17 protein-coding genes are annotated in these 21,228 nt (G+C 51.9%); 11 read left to right on the forward strand and 6 right to left on the reverse strand.

All coding sequences use genetic code 11. From position 1 onward, the window contains the following. Positions 1-12: 12 nt before the first annotated feature. Positions 13-543 (reverse strand): cyclophilin-like fold protein, encoded by a 531-nt coding sequence (locus tag OK409_RS21955; RefSeq protein ID WP_235194763.1) that lies wholly within the window; start codon positions 541-543, stop codon positions 13-15. 267 nt (positions 544-810) lie between these two features. On the opposite strand from OK409_RS21955, the gene OK409_RS21960 reads away from it, so the two are divergent. The 3 genes from OK409_RS21960 (at position 811) to OK409_RS21970 (ending at position 5,369) form a co-directional block, all read left to right on the forward strand. Further along, positions 811-3,138, forward strand: a complete 2,328-nt coding sequence (locus OK409_RS21960) for an FdhF/YdeP family oxidoreductase (RefSeq protein ID WP_010671945.1) — start codon at positions 811-813, stop codon at positions 3,136-3,138. Between the two features lie 237 nt (positions 3,139-3,375). Continuing rightward, complete coding sequence (locus OK409_RS21965; RefSeq protein WP_033770144.1) at positions 3,376-4,491, forward strand: metallophosphoesterase; 1,116 nt, start codon at positions 3,376-3,378, stop codon at positions 4,489-4,491. Between the two features lie 77 nt (positions 4,492-4,568). Beyond that, positions 4,569-5,369 (forward strand): MBL fold metallo-hydrolase, encoded by an 801-nt coding sequence (locus OK409_RS21970; protein ID WP_010671947.1) that lies wholly within the window; start codon positions 4,569-4,571, stop codon positions 5,367-5,369. A gap of 55 nt (positions 5,370-5,424) precedes the next feature. Here OK409_RS21970 and OK409_RS21975 read toward each other — a convergent pair whose 3' ends face one another. Together OK409_RS21975 and OK409_RS21980 are read right to left on the reverse strand one after the other, a co-directional pair. Further along, the gene (locus OK409_RS21975; protein WP_010671948.1) at positions 5,425-7,350 is read right to left on the reverse strand and encodes a methyl-accepting chemotaxis protein; all 1,926 of its coding nucleotides are present in this window, start codon (positions 7,348-7,350) and stop codon (positions 5,425-5,427) included. A gap of 604 nt (positions 7,351-7,954) precedes the next feature. Beyond that, complete coding sequence (locus OK409_RS21980; protein ID WP_050680263.1) at positions 7,955-9,613, reverse strand: methyl-accepting chemotaxis protein; 1,659 nt, start codon at positions 9,611-9,613, stop codon at positions 7,955-7,957. Positions 9,614-10,255: 642 nt separating this feature from the next. On the opposite strand from OK409_RS21980, the gene OK409_RS21985 reads away from it, so the two are divergent. After that, on the forward strand, positions 10,256-10,585 hold the full coding sequence (locus OK409_RS21985) for a hypothetical protein (protein WP_010256979.1): 330 nt from the start codon (positions 10,256-10,258) through the stop codon (positions 10,583-10,585). 75 nt (positions 10,586-10,660) lie between these two features. Here OK409_RS21985 and OK409_RS21990 read toward each other — a convergent pair whose 3' ends face one another. Continuing rightward, a complete protein-coding gene (locus OK409_RS21990; protein ID WP_033781058.1) occupies positions 10,661-10,894 on the reverse strand; it encodes a hypothetical protein in 234 nt (77 codons plus the stop codon). A gap of 958 nt (positions 10,895-11,852) precedes the next feature. Between OK409_RS21990 and OK409_RS21995 the strand changes: the two genes are divergently transcribed. The 3 genes from OK409_RS21995 to OK409_RS22005 all read left to right on the forward strand — a co-directional run bounded on the left by OK409_RS21995 (position 11,853) and on the right by OK409_RS22005 (position 14,411). Continuing rightward, complete coding sequence (locus OK409_RS21995) at positions 11,853-13,070, forward strand: diguanylate phosphodiesterase (RefSeq protein WP_010256973.1); 1,218 nt, start codon at positions 11,853-11,855, stop codon at positions 13,068-13,070. A gap of 171 nt (positions 13,071-13,241) precedes the next feature. Further along, positions 13,242-13,451 carry a CsbD family protein gene (locus OK409_RS22000; RefSeq protein ID WP_010256969.1) on the forward strand — a complete coding sequence of 70 codons (210 nt, stop codon included), beginning with the start codon at positions 13,242-13,244 and terminating at the stop codon, positions 13,449-13,451. A gap of 195 nt (positions 13,452-13,646) precedes the next feature. Beyond that, the gene (locus OK409_RS22005; protein WP_010256962.1) at positions 13,647-14,411 is read left to right on the forward strand and encodes a MerR family transcriptional regulator; all 765 of its coding nucleotides are present in this window, start codon (positions 13,647-13,649) and stop codon (positions 14,409-14,411) included. A gap of 73 nt (positions 14,412-14,484) precedes the next feature. On the opposite strand, the gene OK409_RS22010 is transcribed toward OK409_RS22005, so the two are convergent. Both OK409_RS22010 and OK409_RS22015 read right to left on the reverse strand, forming a co-directional pair. Next, positions 14,485-14,973 (reverse strand): Hsp20 family protein, encoded by a 489-nt coding sequence (locus tag OK409_RS22010; protein WP_010256958.1) that lies wholly within the window; start codon positions 14,971-14,973, stop codon positions 14,485-14,487. 175 nt (positions 14,974-15,148) lie between these two features. After that, positions 15,149-15,388 (reverse strand): hypothetical protein, encoded by a 240-nt coding sequence (locus OK409_RS22015; protein ID WP_022624236.1) that lies wholly within the window; start codon positions 15,386-15,388, stop codon positions 15,149-15,151. Positions 15,389-15,756: 368 nt separating this feature from the next. Here OK409_RS22015 and OK409_RS22020 point away from each other — a divergent pair, with 368 nt between their 5' ends. From OK409_RS22020 to OK409_RS22035, 4 genes are all read left to right on the forward strand, one after another. Further along, the gene (locus OK409_RS22020; protein WP_010256955.1) at positions 15,757-15,981 is read left to right on the forward strand and encodes a DUF3606 domain-containing protein; all 225 of its coding nucleotides are present in this window, start codon (positions 15,757-15,759) and stop codon (positions 15,979-15,981) included. A gap of 520 nt (positions 15,982-16,501) precedes the next feature. After that, the gene (locus OK409_RS22025) at positions 16,502-18,286 is read left to right on the forward strand and encodes a GGDEF and EAL domain-containing protein (protein WP_010256951.1); all 1,785 of its coding nucleotides are present in this window, start codon (positions 16,502-16,504) and stop codon (positions 18,284-18,286) included. A gap of 200 nt (positions 18,287-18,486) precedes the next feature. After that, complete coding sequence (locus OK409_RS22030; protein WP_033759908.1) at positions 18,487-18,696, forward strand: YdgH/BhsA/McbA-like domain containing protein; 210 nt, start codon at positions 18,487-18,489, stop codon at positions 18,694-18,696. A gap of 250 nt (positions 18,697-18,946) precedes the next feature. Further along, complete coding sequence (locus tag OK409_RS22035) at positions 18,947-20,134, forward strand: diguanylate phosphodiesterase (protein ID WP_022624234.1); 1,188 nt, start codon at positions 18,947-18,949, stop codon at positions 20,132-20,134. Positions 20,135-21,228: the final 1,094 nt, after the last annotated feature.

Genomic DNA, 21,228 nt, shown 5'->3' on the forward strand with positions numbered 1-21,228 from the left:
TTTTGATATCAGTTATGGCCGGGAGAACCGTACGTCAATCCCCCCCTCACCGACACGCTTTTTGAGGCTATCTGTCGACAGCACCTTTCCTATTGGCGTGTAGCTATAGGAGGTCTGGAATGTCTCGTAAAAAAGAACCAGCGTCTTATTGCCATACAGCATCACATCGCCCTGCTGGATCGTGCCGGGTTTATGCGGATCGCTATTAAGAGCAGCAGGCAGGTCTGCAAACTTCTCATTGCCGTTCAGCTCCTCCATCGTCATGGTCAGCGGGAGTTGCTGTACAAATGCTTCCGCGGTGGCGTTATCCGCCAGCGCAATCTCATACGACTGATGGTTGATCGTCATAATAATCTTCATGGGACGCAGCTCTCCTGCCCGAACCGGGCCACTGGCTTTAGCGGGTATCAGACTATAGGTGGAAAGTAAGATCAGAAAAAGTAAGGCTCTTTTCATAAGGTTGCTCTCCGGATTATGGCGCATCTGTTCAGACATGGAGTGCGTTACTGCGATCGCCGTCCAGCCCTGAAGAAACTGGCTCACTTACCCGCCGTTATCTGATGGTAAAGATTTATCCTTCACCCTTTCGCTGCACCATCACCCTGTCGGCGGAACTCGCGCGCCGCTTATTCTGCAACAGCCCGGATGCGCTGCGCTTCATCTGATGTGCTGAACTGATTTGCGGCTTACGTTTCGGACTGTCGAAACATTTTGAGAAATAATTTCCCTGAATAACAGCCGGTTTCCACGTTGTTGCAACTATTTCTGTACCAGGCTTAACAAATAACAACAGAGACAATGTGGAGCATTATGAAAGAGCAAAATCGCACAAATGGCATCGCTCCTTATGGGGGTGCCGCCGGAGGCTGGGGCGCACTGAAGGCGGTTGCCGATGCTATCCGCGGCCAGATGTCTGTGAAACAGGATGTGATCGCCCTGTTCAAAGTCAACCAGCCGCAGGGCTTTGACTGTCCGGGCTGCGCCTGGCCCGACCCGCAACATGCCTCATCATTTGAGTTCTGCGAAAACGGCGCAAAAGCCGTCTCCTGGGAAGCGACCAGCAAACGCACCACACCGGAATTTTTTGCCGCTCATACCGTGACTGAACTGTGGGAGCGCAGCGCACTGCATCTGGAGGGCGAAGGCCGCCTGACCCATCCGATGAAGTACGATGCCGCTACGGATACCTATCAGCCCATCGAATGGGAGACGGCGTTCCGGGAGATTGGAGAGCATCTGCGCAGCTACGACGATCCGGACAGCGTAGAGTTTTATACCTCGGGACGCGCCTCCAATGAAGCGGCGTTTCTGTGGCAACTTTTCGCCCGCGAATATGGCACCAATAACTTCCCCGACTGCTCAAACATGTGCCATGAACCGACCAGTGTCGGGCTGCCGGAGTCAATTGGCGTCGGCAAAGGAACGGTAGAGCTGGAAGATTTTGATCACTGCGACCTGGTGCTTTGTATCGGTCACAATCCAGGTACCAACCATCCGCGCATGCTGGGCACGCTACGGGAAGTGTCGAAACGCGGTGCCACTATTGTGGCGATCAATCCGCTGCGTGAACGTGGGCTGGAGCGCTTTACTTCGCCGCAGAGCCCGATTGAGATGCTGTCAATGAGCTCCACTGAGCTGGCATCGACCTACTACAAGGTCAGGGTTGGCGGTGACGCAGCGATGTTGAAAGGGGTGATGAAGATCCTGCTCACGATGCACGAGGAGGCGCTGAGCAAAGGCGAACCCGGCGTGATTGATGAAGCATTTATTACTGAGCACACTGAAGGCTTTGACGCCCTGAAAGCCGACCTGGAAAGCACGGACTGGGAGCATATCCTGAAAGTCTCGGGCATGGCGCGTGAGGAAATCCAGCATATCGCCCGGCTGTACGCCAGCGCTGAACGTACCATCATCTGTTATGGCATGGGAATTACTCAGCACCAGTACGGCACTCAGAACGTGCAGCAAATCGCTAACCTGCTGCTGATGCGCGGCAATATCGGCAAGCCGGGTGCAGGTATCTGTCCGTTACGCGGTCACTCCAATGTGCAGGGCGACCGCACAGTGGGCATCACAGAGATCCCGCCGCAGTCGCTGCTGGATGGCATAGAGAGGGTGTTTGGTTTCCGCCCGCCGCAGAAGCATGGTCACGGCGCCATTGAAGCAATAAAGGCGATGCGCGACGGCAAAGCCAAAGCGTTGCTGTGTCTGGGCGGCAACCTGGCGGAAGCGATTTCCGATCCACAGGTCACGTTCCCGGCGATGCGCAATCTTGATCTGGTGGTACATATGGCGACCAAACTGAACCGCTCGCACCTGTTACTGGGTAAACATAATTATCTGCTGCCGGTGCTGGGCCGAACAGAGACCGATGTTCAGGCAACCGGCGCGCAGAGCGTCACCGTGGAAGATTCGATGTCGATGGTGCATGCCTCACGCGGTTCGCTGGATCCCGCCTCACCCCATCTTAAGTCTGAACCGGCGCTGGTCGCCTCACTGGCGAAGGCAACGCTGCCGGACAGCGTGGTTGACTGGTCAGCCATGGCAGCCGATTACAGCCGCATCCGCGATGCCATTGAAGCGGTGTTCCCGGCGTTTGAAAACTTCAATGAGAGGATTAAGCATCCGGGCGGTTTCCGGCTCTATAACGCCGCATCAGAACGGGTCTGGCTGACGCCATCTGGCCGTGCGCAGTTTAAAGTGATGCAGGGCATCAATGAAGATCCCCGCTCGCTGAAGTGCCATGATCTGGTGCTCACTACCCTGCGCAGTCACGATCAGTACAACACCACGCTTTACGGGCTGAATGACCGCTATCGTGGCGTGACAGGCCGCCGCGATGTGCTGTTTATCAATGCGGAAGAGGCGGAGAAGCGACAGTTACGGGTCGGTGACCGTGTCGATCTGATGGCGCTGGACCCGGATGGCAATCCCACTTCGCGCCAGATGAAAAACCTGACCATCGTGATTATTGATATGGCCCCAGGTTCGGTCGGCGCTTACTATCCGGAGGCCAATGTGATGGTTCCGCTCGACAGCCACGATACTAAAAGCGGCATTCCCGCCTATAAAAGCATTCCGATATCCATGAAGCGTGTCACTGACGAGACCCGGACGACCTCAGGCGTTTTACGCTAGTCAGGCGTCTCAATACGTGAATGTTGCCAGCGTGGCCGGTGCTCCGGTCACGCTGTTTTCATTGTTGCGCCCTGAAGTTTTATCGATCCTCTCTGCCTGCTTTACCGCCTGTAAAGCACCCGACGTGAAGCAAGCCTGACGGTAACATCATATACACTACAGTCCTGAAAACGGCTCTATAAACGATCGACTCTTTTTTGCCTGCGCAGATGTTCAGCGCCCTACCGGAAAACTGCCATGTTTCACCTGATTTTCAGCTTACCCAGCTGGTATGTAATTGCGCGCGTCATTATTCCTTTGTCCCTGCCACTTGTCGTAAAGATCCTGCTCTCCGCTCTGGTGCTGCTGGCGTCACAATATCTTCTGGTGAGCCGTTTTACCTCGGGCGGGATCTTCTCCGCTGAAATGCCCCGCATCATCATCATTCTGTTTAACTGGGCGTACAGCACCGTGCTGCTGCTGGCGCTGCTTCAGATGCTGATGGATGCGGTCATGCTGATTGCCCTGCTGTTGCGTCATCCGCTGGAGCTGGTTCCCGGTGTTCGCTATCTGGCCGTAGTGCTGGCGATGGGGCTGGCTGCCTTTGGCGTTCAGCAGGCGATACGCGTGCCGCCAGTCAAAGAGGTGACCCTTACGCTGCCCAATCTGCCCGCTGAATTCGATGGCTATCAGCTGCTGCAGCTGACCGATCTGCATATCACCCGGTTGTTTAATGCGGCCTGGACCGCCGCAATGGTTGAACGGGCAATGTCTCTCAAAGCCGATCTGATTGTGGTCACGGGCGATGTGATCGATGGCAGCCTGGCGCATCGGCGGCAGGACGTTGCGCCGCTGCGCGGGCTGGCAGCGCCTGACGGCGTATGGGCTATCACCGGCAACCATGAATATTTCTTCCATCAGGCAATCTGGACGGCGCATCTGGCCTCACTGGGTCTGCAACCTCTGCTCAACAGCCATACCGTGATCCAGCGCGGAACCGCAAAGCTGGTGATTGCCGGCCTGCCGGACGCCTCCGCACCCGGCAGAAACGCGGTCGGCCCGGATCTGGCCCGCGCGCTGGAACAGGCACCTGAAAACGCGCCGGTAATCCTGCTGGATCACCAGCCACGCAATGCACGCCAGAACGCAGCGCAGGGCGTGGATGTGCAGCTCTCAGGACATACGCATGGCGGCCTGATTATCGGGCTGGACAGGCTGTTTGCTAAACCCAACGCCGGGTTTGTTTCCGGGCTTTATCAGGTCGGCGGAATGCAGCTCTATGTGAATAACGGCACGGCACTCTGGCCAGGCATGGCGGTGAGGCTGGGTCGTCCCTCAGAACTCACCCGGATTACCCTTCGCCGCCAGCCGTAATCGCGTAACAAAATGGCGTCAGGAAAGTGCGGTTTTCGCAGGTGTGCATAAGATTGAGGGAGACAAAGGAGATCACCATGACGATGTTATGTACCGCCTGCGGAACAGCTTATCCCGCTCATTCCACTCATCAGCACTGTAAAATCTGTGATGATGAACGCCAGTACGTTCCAGCCGCCGGTCAGCGCTGGATCGCGTTTGATGAACTGCGCGCCAGCCACGCCAATAAGTGGACGGCTCACAGCGATGCGCTGTTAAGTCTTAAAACCGTGCCTGAGTTTGCCATCAACCAGCGCGCTTTTCTGCTGCGCACGCCGCACGGCAACGTGCTGTGGGACTGCATTGCCAACCTTGATGATGCCACCTATACGCTGATCGCGGCGCTGGGCGGCATTGATGCTATCGCCATTTCACATCCGCACTACTACACCACCATGCAGGAGTGGGCTGAAGCGTTTAATGCGCCCATTCATCTGCACGCCCGCGATCGTCAATGGATTGTGCGGAAGAGTCCGCATATCCAGTTATGGCAGGGCGAGTCGCTGACGCTGATGCCCTCTGTGACGCTGTTACGGCTGGGCGGTCATTTTCCCGGCGGCAGCGTGCTGCACTGGGACGAAGGTGATGGGATGATTCTGGCGGGTGATATTATCCAGGTCACTCCGGGTGCGCATGGCGTTTCGTTTATGTGGAGCTACCCGAATATGCTGCCGCTGTCAGCCGCTACGGTAGGCGACATACTGCATCGGCTCTCCGGCGTGACATTCGGGCAACTGTATGGCGCGTTTGAAGGGCAGGATATCCATCAGCAGGCAAAAGAGAAGGTGATGCGGTCGGGAGAGAAGTATCTGGCCTGTCTGCAGGATCATCAGGCCTAGCAGGCTATAAACGCTGAGAAGAGAATAGCCGCCCATAGGCGGCTGTTTAACATCATTATGCAGTCTGGAACACCGCAACCATCGTACGTAACTGCCCTGCGCGCGCGGCGAGTTCATCAGCTGATGAGGCCGACTCTTCAACCAGCACGGCGTTCTGCTGCGTCACCTGATCCATCTGGTTTACCGCGATATTGACCTGCGAGATACCACTGCTCTGCTCTTCGGATGAAGAAGTGATGTCGCGCATCAGCTGAGAGGTCTGTTCAATGGCGCTGACGCTCTGTTTCACCTTATCGCCTGCGTTCTGCGCCATGGCGATCCCTTCCTGCGCGTGGCCGACCGACTGCTCAATCAGACCCTTGATCTCTTTAGCTGCACTGGCTGAACGTTGTGCCAGTGCCCGCACTTCCGACGCGACGACCGCAAAACCTTTACCCTGCTCACCAGCGCGTGCCGCTTCAACGGCCGCATTCAGTGCCAGAATGTTGGTCTGGAAGGCGATACTGTCGATCACCGAGGTAATCTCTTCAATTTTACCTGAGCTGCCACGAATTTTGTGCATGGTCTCCATCACCGAATCCATCGCTGCACCACTGGAGAGTGCAGCCTGCGTGGCAGATTCTGCACGGGCAGAGGCAAAGCGCGTGTTATCCGCGTTCTGCTGAATGATTGCCGCCAGCTGCTCCATGCTGGCAGCCGTTTCAGCCAGTGAAGCCGCCTGTTGCTCGGTGCGCGACGACAGATCGCCATTGCCACGGGCAATCTCTTCTGAGGAGTTGGCGATGGTAGCCGCGTTACCTTTGATATCCGACACCAGCTGAGCAAGACGCTGCTGCATCCGCATCAGTGCATTCAGCAGCTCAGCCATCTCATTGCTGCCGGAAACGTTCAGCTGTGCCGTCAGATCGCCCGCCGCGACACGGCTGGCAACTTCGACCGCTTCTTTAACCGGCCGGGTCACTGAACGGGTAATCATGACGGCCAGCAGAATGGCCAGCAGCGCGACAGCAAACAGACCTGCCAGTAACAGATACTGCGCATAGCGGCGTTCCTGGATCTGCGTCTGCATCATTCCTTCCAGACGATGGCTGGTTTGTTCACCCAGCTCGCCGTAACGGTTAATCGCCTGGGTAAAGACCCGCACATAGTCAACCGGCGTCACGCTGGCGTGACCGCTGACAAAGACACTATCAGCCAGATTCAGCGCACTCAGCGCCTGCTGGTTCGCATCCTGTGCCAGATTGCCAAAGGTAGTTTTAAGCTCTGGCTCAATGGAAAATACTTTATCCATATTGCCGCTAAACTGCCTCAGCGCCGTTTTGCCATAATCAAGCTGAAATGCCATGCGGCTGCGATCGGCATCCGACACATTCCCACCTGCAATCAGCGACGTGCCGCTAGCACGAATCTGTCCCAGCGTTTCAGTTAGCTGCGGCAGGCGACTAAAGATGCTGACAATCAGCTGGTAGGTATTCAGATCGGCATCCAGCGATAGCTGATAGAAATCAAGCACATCCTGGTTCGTATCGAGCAGCGACTGAATCAGCTGAGCATGTCGCGTCAGGCTGGTTGCCAGGGTCAGTTTGCCCGCGTTAATATCGTTCTGCAGCTGGCTCCACTCCTGATTAACCCGCTCCAGCCGTTTCAGCGGCTGCGCCTGCTCATTATTCTGACGTAATTCGTCAGCAATCGTCTGAGATAAGCGATTAACCTCACTGACCAACGCCATACGTGGCGCGTTATCTGGCTTGTTCAGCGAGATAGCGATCGCGCTTTCCGCACGGTGCCGCTGCAGCAGGTTCAGCAACTTGAGCACCTTTCTTTCGACCGGTATACCGGTCAGTTCCACATTCTTTGTATCGATAAGCTGATTGCCCGTCTGAATAAACAGAAAGGTGGGTAAAATAAACAGCACCAGCGCAAAGGATCCGAGTAACAGGAATTTCGCTGGCAAATTAATCCGGTCGAGTATTTTTTTCATTCTTTTCCGCTCTGATGTGTGAGACGTGCAGGTGTGTAGCGCACGAAATAGCTTTCGTAATATTATTTTTACCGTTTCTTTGACATAGCCAGAGATGCCTCATGCAGCACAATGTCGCTATGAAGAAAGGAGTTTCGTATAAAAATCAGAAGTACATATAACACGGAAGGGAGTATAGATTGCGCTGCGTTATTTTACAGTGAATAAAATGACAATATTTACTTCAATATTCACCTAAGCCAAACTTAAAAAATATCCTTAAAAATCATAAAATTGAAATAAAAACACATGGCAAAAATCATTAAGCCACAAGCCTGACTTCAGCGTTATTGTTTTGAAGATAAAGAAATTCAAGTTGCGTCATGAATAGCCGATAACTGACATCCTGCCTGTATCTGACTCATTATCACCAGACTATCAAAACAAATATCTACGCCCGGCAAATTCCAATTTAAACCTTATAACCCTAAAGAGTTACCTGCACTTTTATAATGAAATCGATTTCATTTTATATTTATTTTCAGAAAAAGTCGTTTATTTATTCTGATTAATGATAAAAAAAAAGCCCCCACATTGTGGAGGCCCTTAAGTTACTGCTCAACCATTAAAAACTTTCCCAGTTCGCCTTAGTCAGGTCGATGGTCTGCTGCTCAGGCTGCTTTGCGTGTAATACCGGACGCCGTACTGCAACGGTCTGCTGCGACTGCACTGCACGGTGATTGCTTTCCAGCTTAAAGGTCGCCACCAGTCCCGACAGCGTTTCTGCCTGCTCCTGCAGCGACTTAGAGGCGGATGAGGCCTCTTCCACCAGTGAGGCGTTCTGTTGCGTCACTTCATCCATCTGACCAATGGCCTGATGAACCTGTTCAATGCCTTTACTCTGCTCAGAGGTAGCCGCCGCAATCTCATTGACCAGATCGGCCACCTGCTGAATCGCCTGACGGACATTTTCACTGTTAGATCCAACGCCACTGGCCTGCTCTAAACCGTGTTCGACCTGTGAAACCGATGTTGAGATAAGATCCTTAATTTCACGGGCGGCAGAAGAGGAGCGCTGCGCCAGATTACGCACTTCAGAGGCAACAACAGCGAAGCCGCGACCATGCTCGCCCGCACGCGCTGCCTCGACTGCCGCATTCAGCGCCAGAATATTGGTCTGAAACGCGATGCCTTCAATCAGTCCGGTAATTTCAGAGATTTTGGCAGAGCTGGCGCGGATTTCATCCATGGTACTGAGCATCTGCTTCACCGCCGTCCCATTCTGGATTGACATGTGATTCGCGTTATTTGCCAGGCTACTGGCCTGTTGCGCACCCTCTGAGTTCTGTCGCACCGTTTCGCTCAGTGTCGCCATGCTGGCTGAGGTTTGCTCCAGTGAAGCCGCCTGTTCTTCCGTGCGTGCAGAGAGATCTTCGTTGCCCGCCGCTATCTGCGTTGATCCGGTACTCACCGATTGCGCGGCGTGACTGACGGAAAGCAACGTGCCGGAGACGCGTGCCAGCAGCTGATTAAATGCCATCGCCGTTTTGCCGATCTCATCCTTACTGCGGACCTCCGCGGTATGAGTCAGGTCGAGGGTATGACTCACCTGCGTCATGGTATTGACCATGCCTGAGAGGCTCTTTTTGATGCCGAGAATCACCTTAGTGGAGAAACCGGCCAGTATCAGAATAAGCAGAAGCGATCCGCCAGACATCGCCCACAGGGTCTGGCTATAAACGCGCTTGTTCTCCGCCCTGAGCTGTTCGCCAATATCGATATTCAGCTGAATCTGACGGGTGAAATCCGCTTCCATCTTACGGGATGCGGCACCAATACCGCCCTCACTCTGCAATAATGGCAGCGTGACCGCATCATTATGGGCGCGTGACGCGGCAAGAAATGCCGGCAATGCGCTGCGGACCGCATCCAGATTTTTATAGGCCTGTTCCGTCATCGCCTTATCTTCATCGCTGGAGATGTCGTTAGCCATGTAGTAATCATTGAGCGACTTAATCTGCGTAAGCAGATTCTCAATGCGCTCTTCCGCAGCAGGGAATTTTGCCGCATCGCTGGTGCTGTGGTGGCGATAAAGCGCAATACCCAACTGATTGGTCACGCTGATTGATTTATTGAGATCGCGAATGCTGGGTATTGCGTTCATCTGTACATATTCAAAGCGGGATTGAAAGCCCGAAATCACTGATAAAGAGATAATCACCAGCGCAATCAGTGACATTGCAAGCAGTGAGAAAATCAATACCAGACGTTGTGTAATAGTCATACTTGCCCCCGGCAAAAAAAGAATAATCTGGACATAATTTAAAGTTGGATCGTTCTTATCGGCTCTTGTCTGCAGGGCTTTAATTAAGCATGGCGAATATATTTTTTTATTTTTCCTTGCGAATGGTACAGAGTGAACTAGCCAGAACACTACTCTGCCATTTATTCATTTTTATTTTGACACACCTTTTTACATCTCATCATCTGAGATAAATTTGCCACATGGTCTATCAGAAGATTTCCATTGCCGGATGGCCACAATGACGCGGAAGCAGCCATTCATTTGAATCTGATAATTAGCCCGCTAATTCAACAGCGATGCTGACGATAATTGTTAAGGAAAAGGCGATTTAAATTCGTGGGATACCGTCGCAGACGCAGCAAAGGCAGGGCTTGTAAAGCTGAAGAGCTGAAGGGGTGAAAAACCAGCATGACAGTCTGTCATCAGATTTTCTGATAAAAGGATGACTGGCTACCTGTCAGATAACAGGCGACGGTAGGAGATTTTAGCCTTTTGTGTCAGGGCCAGATTAAATCAGTGAAATCGCTGGCGGAATGCTGAATCTGGTCTATGCTCACTGGCCCGACCAGGCTTTAGTCTGTTGGGTAGCAATAACGCTTAAAATAAAAAAAGGTAGTCGTCATGGATTTAGCCACATTTGAAACCAGAACCGGTCTTTGGCCACACATGCAGTTTACGGATGTTGAATATGAAGTGTGCAGCGCAGGTGTAGAGATCTATGCCATTGATGTCAGTCGTCAGACCAAGAGCAAGCTATTTATCTGTCGTGTCACCAACGAGCAGCAGGCAGCGTCGCTAACGGCACAGTTCAAAGAGTGGTTGCCGAAGTTAAAGCTTAAAAAACGCAAAGTCGCATTGAATCTGGCGCGCATGGCGTGCGAGAAGAGCTTCCCCGCGAATCCTAAATTCCAGGATCGGTCTGACATGCGTCGGAACACATCCAGGCTCTGATGCCTGCTTCAGCCTGTATCTGTTACAGCAGTCAGGCTGAAAGCCTTTCTTATCCTGTCTGCGCTGCGGCACGTTTTAATCACGCGCCGCAGGCACACGGAACAATCGACATTCTCCGGGCTCAATTGAGATATCACTGAAAGTCGTGATATGCATCTCGATCCAGGTATTCGCGGCCCGAAGCGTGTGAGGTGATTTGCGTTGTTCCAGTTCAGCCACAAAATCCCGGGTACTCACTGTGCACTGACCGGTATCATCCCGCCTCACCGCCTCTTTGAATGCTGACCAGACCTCATCATCCTGTGACATCTCTACCCCACACCGGCTCTCAATCGATAATATGCTGTATATATAAACAGTACAATTATTCGCTTTAAGGGTCAAGTCTGCTCTGTTTACCAGTCTCAGATCGCTAAGCAATGGCTTAATTGTGGCCATTTATAGCAGAAGCAGCAGCCGAAACAGGACTTTAATCCTAATCTTAGAAATCGTTTTCATATCTGATTAAAGTATTGATTTAAATAGCCATTGAATATTGTTAGCTTTTTAATTGTTTGATATCTAATTAAAAAAAGAGTTAACCGTAGCGGCATAAACATCGTTTTTGCCCTATCTTTGAATGGCTCTGTAATGAAATCCACTTCTTTTACAGAGCGATCTGACTCCTACCCTTGCCCCCTTTTACAGGGGGCACTTTTTTCAGATAAGGCAGATATCAACATCTGATTGTCTCTGTAGACCGACAACGTTCATGCGTTGCTGACTACTGTGCTGATGACGTTAAGGGAGTGTCTGGAAAAGTGGTTGATTTGTAACCTGATAATTCATTGGTTGTGCTGACATCGCCTGAAGCCTGAAACAGTGGATTGAATCTCAAAACAATTTTCCGAAATAGCAAATAAACGGATTTTTACCCGCTTAAAAGCCTCGCCAGAATGACGTGGTAAGGAGAATAAAAAGTGCGTAATAATCTGGCAATATCAGATTGACCAGCGCCTCACCAGGGAAGCTGTAACGTTATAATAATGCGCTATATCTGCTGTTCGCCCCCGACTTTATGGGGGTTTTTCTTTTCCCTTCATTTCTATGCCCGGTTATTGCCGCACTGCGATCTGATGTCCTGATTGTCGAATCCTTTAGTACTACCTGAATCTACGATTAAATTAATGCTGCAAATATAACGGCATAATGGTCGTAGTTGTGCGCTTAACCAGCAATATTTCTGTGATATGTTTAATCAGTAACTTTCTGCCACGTGAGTCTGATTATGCTCTCCACCCTTATTTACCGTAGCCAGCTTGCGGGTTCTGTCTCGCCAGAGAGATTGAAAGCGCTGGTGGAGCGCGCCAGTATCAAAAATGCTGAGGCTGAAGTCACCGGGATACTGCTCTATGACGGACAGCACTTTTTTCAGGTGCTGGAGGGTAGCGTCGACAACGTTCACACGGTTTTCCAGCGTATCAGTCAGGATGAGCGGCATTTTAACCTGATTGAGCTGATGCGGGATTACGCCCCTGCGCGTCGCTTCGGTCATGCCGGTATGGCCTTATTTGATTTACGTGATTATCAGAAACACACCGTAGTGGATGCCCTGCTTAAGCGGGTCACCCTGAGTGATGAACGGATCAGAGATGACCGGGTGGTGAAGTTCCTGCGTTCTTTCGTCGAGGGGCGGGATAAAGAGACGTTTATCAAAATTGATCCTGCCAGTCAGTGGACGCTGACAACACCCGTCACCTCCGAATCTCAGCCAGCCTGGCAACCGGCACCGGGTCAGCGTTGTGAATTTGCGCTACAGCCTATTGTGGATACAGCGAATCGCCGGATTGTCTCCTGTGAAGCCTTGATACGTGGCCAGCACGGCGCATCGCCCGCTGATTACTTTTCGCAATTGCCAGAAAGCGAGCGCTATCAGGGCGATCTGCACTCTAAAACCTACGCTTTCCAGCTGGCCAGGCATCTGGGGTTGCGCGAGCAAACGCTCTCCGTCAACCTGCTGCCCATGTCGCTGGTGGTCATTGACGACGCTGTTGAACATCTTATCCAGCAGATCAGGCAGCAGGGATTGCGACCAGAGCAGGTGGTGGTTGAGGTGACCGAAGATGAGATCATCTCGCGCTTCGACGCATTCCAGTTTGCTGTCCAGCAGCTGAAAGCGGCCGGGATCAGCCTGGCGCTCGACGATTTTGGCGCCGGTTTCGCCGGCCTGTCGCTGTTAGCCGATTTCCAGCCCGACAAAGTTAAAATCGATCGCAAGCTGATCACCGATATCCACCGCAGTGGCCCGCGTCAGGCGATTGTGATGGCCATCATTAAATGCTGTCAGGCGCTGGAAATTACGGTTATTGCGGAAGGAGTTGAAAAAATTGAAGAGTGGCTCTGGCTGGAAGGTGCCGGGGTGCGCTATTACCAGGGCTTTCTGTTTGCCCGTCCAGCCCTCAATGCCCTGCCTGCAGTAAGCTGGCCAGCACGACGCCCGGAATAGACCCCGCCGTGATAATCCCCTTTCCTTCCCTTTTGCCCATAATTTGATGCGGCTCACACCGCTTCGCTGCAAAAGGCAAAAGCTGTGCCATGCTTGATTCATCTGACAGCCTTCAGGCAACACAGATATTCATCAGGTCACTGGATAACAACCGGAAATGGGAGAGTCACCATGAACGAAGATCGCATTGGCGGTAACTGGAAGCAGTTCAAAGGTAAAGTTAAGGAAAAATGGGGTGATCTTACGGATGACGATATGACCGTTGTAGAAGGGAAGCGCGATCAGCTGGTCGGTAAAATTCAGGAACGCTACGGCTACGAGAAAGATCGTGCCGAAAAAGAAGTGAAAGAGTGGGAAGATTCCAACAAGTACCACTGGTAACGTGTGCTTAATCGCCGGGCGTCTCTGCGTCCGGCATCTGCCCTGTACCCCTGTTTAATCCCCCTCACCCACTGCCATCTCAGCACCCGATACACCAGCAGATTTTGGAAATGATTGTTTCTTTATTTATTCCTGACGCGCATACTGCGTCATCTTCCCTGTTCATGGGATCTCAATGCCTTTCGGATATCAATTATGCCCCAGCACTCTACCGACACCGTATGTGGTCTCGTCGGTGTTCTTCCTGAAACTCTGCGCCGCTGGCGCCGTGCCGGGCTGATAACGCCGCCTGGCCCTGCTGGTTACTCAGATAATCAGCTTACGCGTGCGCTCTGTGTGCGTGAAATGACCTCAGGGGGTCATACGCTCTTTGATATCCATACTGCATTTAACTGGCCCAGCGTTGCGCTGCCTGGCGGCTGGGCCTGCCGGGAAGAGGATATGTTGCATCTGCTGGCGCATAATACGGACGCAGATGTTGATCGCGAACTACAGATGATGAATACCGACTATTGTGGTGATGATTATGTTAATCGCTACCTGCGGCCGCTCAACCTCTGGCTGCGCACTGACCTCAGCGAAGGTGCGGCGCGGCGCCAGCAGCGCTTTCATTCAGCGGTAGTCAGTCAGTGGGAGCGCCTGGCGCTGGCCTCACAACGACGCAGCACCGTACCGCTGTTTCTTGAAGCAGTCAGCGTCACAGATGAAACCGAGATCTGGATGGAAGCGATACGGCTTAACGGACAGGGCTTTCGGGTTGAAGTTGCAGCAGATGCGTCAGGTATCCCCGCCGTGGCGCAACGCCGCTTTGAGCATCATCTGATGTGGTGTGGTGATGGTATCAGTGCATCGATGAAGGCTGCATTTCACTCCAGTCTTGAGGCGGGTGAACCGATCATGCTGACCGGAACGAATACCGGCTTACCGTCGCAAATCAGCCTTATGGCAGCCAGCGCCTGAACTCTTTTGACTTTCTTACCTGCCAGTGAATAAAAAGGCGGAAACAGCCTGTGCCGTTTCCGCCCTGTTCATGTTACTGATGTTCAAGAGTTCGCTGACCGCCGATCGCAATCGGGATACGGCGCGGTTTCTCGCTCTCCGGTATTTCCTGGATCAGATCAATGCTAAGCAGACCCTCCGCCAGGCTGGCTCCGGTGACCTTCATGTGCTCTGGAATGGAAAAGCTCAGCTGGAAATCGTGTCGGGAAATGCCGCGGTGGATCCAGCTGGTGTTCTCTTCCCGCGCCTCGCCAGACGCTTCCTGTGACGGTTTCTCTCTGTGACCGGCCACTGAAAGCCGTCCGCCTCGTAACTCGATCTCCAGTTCATGCTCTTTCCAGCCAGGTACACTGACGGTCAACGCATAGCGATTATCCTCTACCCGCTGCAGATCGTAAGCGGGAACCGACGTTACCGGGCTGTCGCCAGTAAGCTGACTGAACAATTTATCGATGCGATTAAAGCGGTCTGAAAAGACTGAATCAGACAGCGAAGGGAACACTGAAAATTGTTGTACTGACATGGTGATAATCTCCTGAACAGGTTCATCCAAAAGTTCATCTGATCGGGCTCATATTTCCGATCATCTCCATAAATAGGGATCAGTAGTCAGTTTTCAAGTTGGTAAATATAATTTTTTTACCGTTATCAGACAGCCGGTTACCACAGAAATAAATTTCAGGGTATTAACGCAGCCGTTACTTTTTGCTCTGAGGTGCAAGAGCAAAATGGGGATGACAGCCAGCCAGTAATAACAGCAACTCATATTCTCCCTGACTTAATAGTGTCGGGTTACCTGCGGCTTCTTTGGTTTGCCAGACGCGCAGGCTAAGGTCAAAACGCTCAGCAGCGCTCTGCTGTGAGAGCCCGGCGGCAAGACGAAGTTCACGCACATTACTCTGGACGACCACAGGCGGCCTGGGGGGACGATTCACCAAACAAAGACTCCTTCAACATGATTAAACCGCAAAGGCACAGCGCTTCACCATCAATAAAAGCGAAGCAACCTGAGAGCGGCCATAACGAAAAGACCACAGAATAATTGACTATTTTAAATAAATGTCAAATTTCAGGTTTAAAAATTATGCATGATTTTTTATAAGCGAAGCGGCATATTTCGCCCTGACGGAGACTTTTCTATTTCCATAGAGTGCTTTATTCCTCCTGCCAGGAATTATCCTGTTATTTGCCTTAAGGGCCATTCAGGGATTATTCCGCTACCTCAAGCGCCCTTTCTTCATCAGGATAGAGGTATAGCCTGAGGGTCATGTTCAGGCAGAATCATTGAAAAAGAGGAGGATAATGAATGAAAAATCCTATCCAGCGTCGCTCGCCCGACGATCTGTCGCAGGTGGAAATTCGTGAACAGTGGCAAATCACCTACTGGACCCAGGAACTGAGGACAACTCAGGAAAGGCTGACACGCGCGATCCGCGAGCGAGGGCCGCGGACCGAACAGGTTCGTGACTGGCTGGAGCAAAACCCGCCGCCACGTCGTCCGACACAATTCACACACGGCATGAAAGGTTAAACTGATTACTGTCTGAAGCGACGCGTTACTGGCAGTCTTGCGGTGGATTGACCTATAGCAGTCAGGAGTACACTGACAGGTCATATCTGCCGGTCTTCATTTTTTCAGGCTTTTACCTGTATTTTTAATAGGTTATCTTCCTGAGCAACCAGCGGATAGCGATCCGTCTCTGGCTGCAGACCTGTTTAATTGTAAAACTGACTTAGAAATAACATTAACCACCCTGAATGCTTATTCATCTCCTGACGGAAAATAAACATTAACAACCGTAAAAACCCTCTCCTGGCTATATAAAATGTACAAATGTAAATAATCAGGCGCATCTTCGATTAAATTTTCGAATCGTAACAACCCCTTTAATGCGTTAAAGAAAATATTAAGAGACACCCGCTGCATAGTCCCTTATTATCCAGTTGAAAATAAAAAATCACGCCATATTTCCTGCCGCCCGAATCACATTTCGCTCCGGACAGTTTTCTTTTTTCGCTCCGTAATCAGCCGGTGCGGGGGTTCTACACACATGTTAAACAATTTAAACGGCGACAATGAGCGCCGCAGCCGCGCCTTACAGGCGTTGCGCGACCCTGATGAAAGCCGCGATGAAGTTCTCCGGAAGTTTGTCCGGTTAGCCAGTCAGGCCCTGGGTATCCCGGGCAGCTTTATATCGGTGCTGGATGACGAGTTCCAGACCGTTCGGGCATCACACAATTTTGAACTGCAACGCTCAACGCGTGCGGATTCACTTTGTCGCCACGTGGTTGATAGCGACAGTGCGGTAATCGTCCCTGATACTTATTACGATGCGCGTTTTGTCACGCATCCCCTGATCACTGGCTCACCCTTTATCCGCTTTTATGTCGGTGTGCCACTGAAAACACGCGATGGCATTATTCTGGGCACACTATGTGTGACCGACACCGAGCCGCATGCGTTTCCCAGTGACCAGGTGACGACCTTAACGCTGCTCTCTACGCTGGTAATGTCCTTTCTTGAAGCCTGGCACTCGGCGGGTTTTACCGATCCGGTGACCGGGCTACCTAACCGTCAGCGCCTGATACGTGATTTGCAATATCTTGCCGTTGCCGGCGATACCACGCCACGCCGTCTGGTTCTGATTGATTGCATCGATATGTCGCGTGCTTATGAACTGGCCCGCACCATGGGAATGAGCCCGGTTGAGAGCCTGCTGAAAGATATGGCCACTCTGCTGCCGCTGCGCCTGCGTCCGGCGGTTGGGGAGATGATCTATACGGTGGCCACCGGCCGCTTTGCTATCCTGACCCGAGCGGATAGCCGACTCAGTGCCGCGTGGGTAGCCGGTCGTCTGGAAGGTATCAGTGCGGACATGGATGAAGGTCTGTCGGTCGCGCTGACTCCCCATACCGGTGAGGCTGACTTTGTCGCTGGCAGCATGCCAGCATCTGAAATATTAGGCCGTGCGGTCAGTGCGCTGCATGAAGCGGTTGGCCGCGGCCTGCCCTCTCAGCGCTTTGACGCTGAGGCTGAAACGCAGCGTTCAGAAGATTTCCTGCTGATGACCGATCTTAAAACGGCATTACGCGAGAACACCGGGCTGTATATGGTCTATCAGCCGAAAATTTGCCTGCAAAGTGGTAAACCCGTGGGTCTGGAAGCGCTTATCCGCTGGCAACATCCCAGCCGGGGCGAACTTTCACCTGCCGCCTTTATCCCGCTGGCTGAGCAGACCGATCTGCTCTCTGTGCTGACAGCCTGGATTATCGATCGGGCGGTTGAGCGCCTTAGCCGGCTGAGGAATAACTGTATCCAGCTGCCGCTAACGATAAACGTCAGCGTACGTGACTTTGCGCGCGAGGGGTTCGCTTCAGCACTGGAAAGTAAGATGGTCAAATCTAAGCTCCCGACCTCTCTGCTGGGAATCGAATGTCTGGAAACCGAACGTATCCTTGAAAGCCCGACCGCCCTGCGCGGGCTGGAGATGCTCAGAGCACGAGGATTCACTATTTCACTCGATGATTTCGGTTCCGGCTACAGCAATATCAGTTATCTGCGTCGCATGCCGCTTGATGTGATTAAGCTGGATCGTTCCCTGATCAGTGAGCTTTCCTCTGACACGGCTTCACGCATTATTGCACGCAGCATCATCGCCATGCTTAAAGAGCTGGACTATACCGTGGTGGCAGAAGGGGTTGAGTGTCCGGATGCAGTAACATCCCTGACCGAGTATGGCTGCGATCAGGCTCAGGGATATTTCTATTCGAAGCCGTTAAACGAAGAAGCATTGGATCACTGGCTGCACTGGAAGCTGCGTGGCGAGTGTCATTAATCTGGAGCTGGCGCAATCTGATATCAGATTGCGTTTTCAGCGATCTGAACGATCTCTGATATCCCCCCATGGTAATAATTCAAAATATTTGATCAATATCAGCAAAAGTTAGCTATATCAGTCTGGCGAGATCGCGCCTATCATTCATTCCATCGAGGCAAAACGCCTCTCCCTGACTGAAATACGCTAAGGAATTGACTATGAACCCCATCAAAATTTTCGTTGCTGTTACTGCACTTTCTCTGATTTCATTCGGTAGTTTTGCCCAGACTATTACCGCTACCGCGTCTACCCTGGATGCTGCTGAAGCTAAAGTCGCGGCACAGGCCAAAGATGCAGGTGCATCCTATAAAATTACCGGCGCACGCGTTGATAATCGAGCTTATGTCTCTGCTGAACTGATCAAATAACATTTACCCCTTCAATACAATGAGGCTGCCATTACGGCGGCTTTTTTATTATGCAGTAAGCATAAGTTCGTCTGCTCAGGTTCAGCGTCTCTGATCCCATTACGATTGTTGGAACCGTGCCCCGTAATTTGCCGTTTCGCTTACTGCCACCTGCCATGGTGCAGTCTGTGCGACAGTGAATAAGTAGAGATGAAACATTTTTTGAACAATGCTAGCGTGTGCGCAACAATCTTATAAAACGGAGCTGCACATGCTGACTACCATAATATACCGCAGCCATATTTCAGATGACTTTCCCATCAGAACCCTGCCCGCAATGGTCGACAACGCCAGCAAAATAAATGCGGCTCACGACGTGACCGGCATATTATTATTTAACGGTACCCATTTTTTTCAATTGCTTGAGGGTCCGGAAGCGGGCATTCAGGCAGTCTATCAGAGAATTTGTGCAGATCGACGGCACCACAATGTGGTGGAGCTGATGCGCGACTATGCGCCTTACCGCCGCTTTGGTAATGCGGGCATGGCACTCTTTGACCTGCGTGAACACGATCGCTCATCGCTCCTGCAGGCCGTGCTGGATAAAGGGACGTCAAAATATCGTCTGACCTATGATGATCGGGCACTGCAATTCCTGCGCACGTTTGTAGAGTCTCGTGAGAAAGAGAACTACTACGAGGTCCTCCCGCCGGGTTACTGGGAGTTTATTTCTGAGCACAATGATGTGCCGGACTCCCGTCCGGAGACAGAAGGCGTCAGCTTTCGCCCGGTGGTGGATCCCCTCGCTCGTCAGGTCACAGCGATTGAAGCGACCACTCTGCGACCTGCTCCCGCCGACGACATCTCAGGCGATCAGCTTTATGTTAACGATCTGGAAACCGTGAAAAAGACGTTTGCCCATGCTGGCCTGGTCTGCCCGGACGGTATGACACTGTACGTCAGCCTGCTGCCTATGACGCTTGTAGTGATACCCAATGCCGTCGATCATATTGTGGCCGCTATTCAGCAGGCGGGACTGGTTCCTGAGCAGGTTGTAGTTGGCGTAAGTGAAACCGCAGTGATCTCGCAGCTGGAAGCGTTCTCTGAAGCCGTACGCGCGCTAAAAGCGGTCGGAATCAGTCTGTCGATCGACAATTTTGGTGACGGCTCTGCGGGATTGTCCTTGCTGACTCACATTCAGCCCGACCGCATTCGTATTGATGCCGGTATCACCCGCGATGTTCATCGCAGTGGGCCAAAGCAGGCGGTGGTTCAGGCGATTATTAAATGCTGTTCCGCGCTGGAAATTACCGTCATCGCAGCAGGGATCGTACAGGCAGAAGAGTGGATGTGGCTGGAGGCTGCAGGTGTGATCAACTTCCAGGGCACGCTGTTCGCAGCCGCAGGGCGCTATGAAGCACAATCCGTTGCCTGGCCGGAATACCGGGAGGCGATGTAACACTCTCTGTCCCAATGGTGATAAAGCGGTACGTCAGCGCGAGGCCGCTTTCTTCACCGATGTCCTGCAGAGCAGTATCAAAGCCGCAGCGGCCCCGCTAAACACCTCCCCTCCCCCGCGCCCCCATCGGACCCGTTCTTGTGACAGGGATAACGGCAGCGCCTTACTGATGGTTCTGGCCATACCTTAATCTCTGTACTCATTCTGGCTTAGCTCTATTTGATAACCACTGTAGCGAGTAAAGTTACCTGTTTAACTCTTCCAGTAAGCAAATCAGTGGCGGATCCTTTTTAGGATCGAACTTCATCGCCTATCCACTGTAGCGAGTAAGTAACGATATTCAGGGTTCGGAAACCACTGTAGCGAGTAAGCAGAGCAAGTAAATCGTCATCCGTCCTTCTAAATTGCAGCGCGAAGGCGCATTAGCCTTTGTTTCAGGTACTCCAGGTACGGTTTCATTCAGTCATAACCACTATAGCGAGTAAAAAACCGATCTCCCTCTCAACAATGAATTTTGACCCTTGATTGCAGAATCCGCCCTGTGTGGGTCCTCGCAAAGGTGCTTTTATGAATGCAGCTAAGCTCTTTAACTGCAAAAATCTGAAGCACGGCACACCGTTTAACGGCTGTGGCGAGTAACCATTTTTAGGTGTGGGAATTTGGCAATTTAACAGGAAGTCTTTTACTGACAGTGCAATAAATGATAGTGAGTGCTTACTATATTTAAGGTAACCACTATATCGAGCATAGGCCAGTGACAATAACAACCACTATAGCGAGTAAGCTCCTCATTTCTGCTCCCAATTAACAACCACTGTAGCGAGAATATCGCATTCATCAGCGCCAGTATCTGATCATTAACTGAACGCTTTAGCGATAAAACAACCTGATAACCACTGTAGCGAGTAGTTTACTCACCCTGGATGGACAAAACGGAGATGAAAAAGCGCGGTAACGGAGGAGATAACCACTATAGCGAGTAGAGTAATGACACCAATTCCCCTGCACGGCCTGCTTGAATACTTCATGACGGGCGTACTTTCTGTGCTGTGATCAGGTAAGTAACCACTATAGCGAGTGAACATTGGGTCTCA

Origin of the sequence: Pantoea sp. RG18 (genome assembly GCF_025910075.1) — a bacterium.
GTDB classification, from domain to species: Bacteria; Pseudomonadota; Gammaproteobacteria; order Enterobacterales; family Enterobacteriaceae; genus Pantoea; species Pantoea agglomerans.

Excerpts from the sequence above, each read along its gene's own strand:
- OK409_RS21995 (WP_010256973.1), top strand. The coding sequence starts at position 11,853 with ATGCTCTCCACCCTTATTTACCGTAGCCAGCTTGCGGGTTCTGTCTCG.
- OK409_RS21985 (WP_010256979.1), top strand. The coding sequence starts at position 10,256 with ATGGATTTAGCCACATTTGAAACCAGAACCGGTCTTTGGCCACACATG.
- OK409_RS21980 (WP_050680263.1), bottom strand. The coding sequence starts at position 9,613 with ATGACTATTACACAACGTCTGGTATTGATTTTCTCACTGCTTGCAATG.
- OK409_RS22035 (WP_022624234.1), top strand. The coding sequence starts at position 18,947 with ATGCTGACTACCATAATATACCGCAGCCATATTTCAGATGACTTTCCC.
- OK409_RS22005 (WP_010256962.1), top strand. The coding sequence starts at position 13,647 with ATGCCCCAGCACTCTACCGACACCGTATGTGGTCTCGTCGGTGTTCTT.
- OK409_RS22025 (WP_010256951.1), top strand. The coding sequence starts at position 16,502 with ATGTTAAACAATTTAAACGGCGACAATGAGCGCCGCAGCCGCGCCTTA.
- OK409_RS22010 (WP_010256958.1), bottom strand. The coding sequence starts at position 14,973 with ATGTCAGTACAACAATTTTCAGTGTTCCCTTCGCTGTCTGATTCAGTC.
- OK409_RS21975 (WP_010671948.1), bottom strand. The coding sequence starts at position 7,350 with ATGAAAAAAATACTCGACCGGATTAATTTGCCAGCGAAATTCCTGTTA.
- OK409_RS21965 (WP_033770144.1), top strand. The coding sequence starts at position 3,376 with ATGTTTCACCTGATTTTCAGCTTACCCAGCTGGTATGTAATTGCGCGC.
- OK409_RS21990 (WP_033781058.1), bottom strand. The coding sequence starts at position 10,894 with ATGTCACAGGATGATGAGGTCTGGTCAGCATTCAAAGAGGCGGTGAGG.
- OK409_RS22030 (WP_033759908.1), top strand. The coding sequence starts at position 18,487 with ATGAACCCCATCAAAATTTTCGTTGCTGTTACTGCACTTTCTCTGATT.
- OK409_RS22000 (WP_010256969.1), top strand. The coding sequence starts at position 13,242 with ATGAACGAAGATCGCATTGGCGGTAACTGGAAGCAGTTCAAAGGTAAA.
- OK409_RS21970 (WP_010671947.1), top strand. The coding sequence starts at position 4,569 with ATGACGATGTTATGTACCGCCTGCGGAACAGCTTATCCCGCTCATTCC.
- OK409_RS21960 (WP_010671945.1), top strand. The coding sequence starts at position 811 with ATGAAAGAGCAAAATCGCACAAATGGCATCGCTCCTTATGGGGGTGCC.
- OK409_RS22020 (WP_010256955.1), top strand. The coding sequence starts at position 15,757 with ATGAAAAATCCTATCCAGCGTCGCTCGCCCGACGATCTGTCGCAGGTG.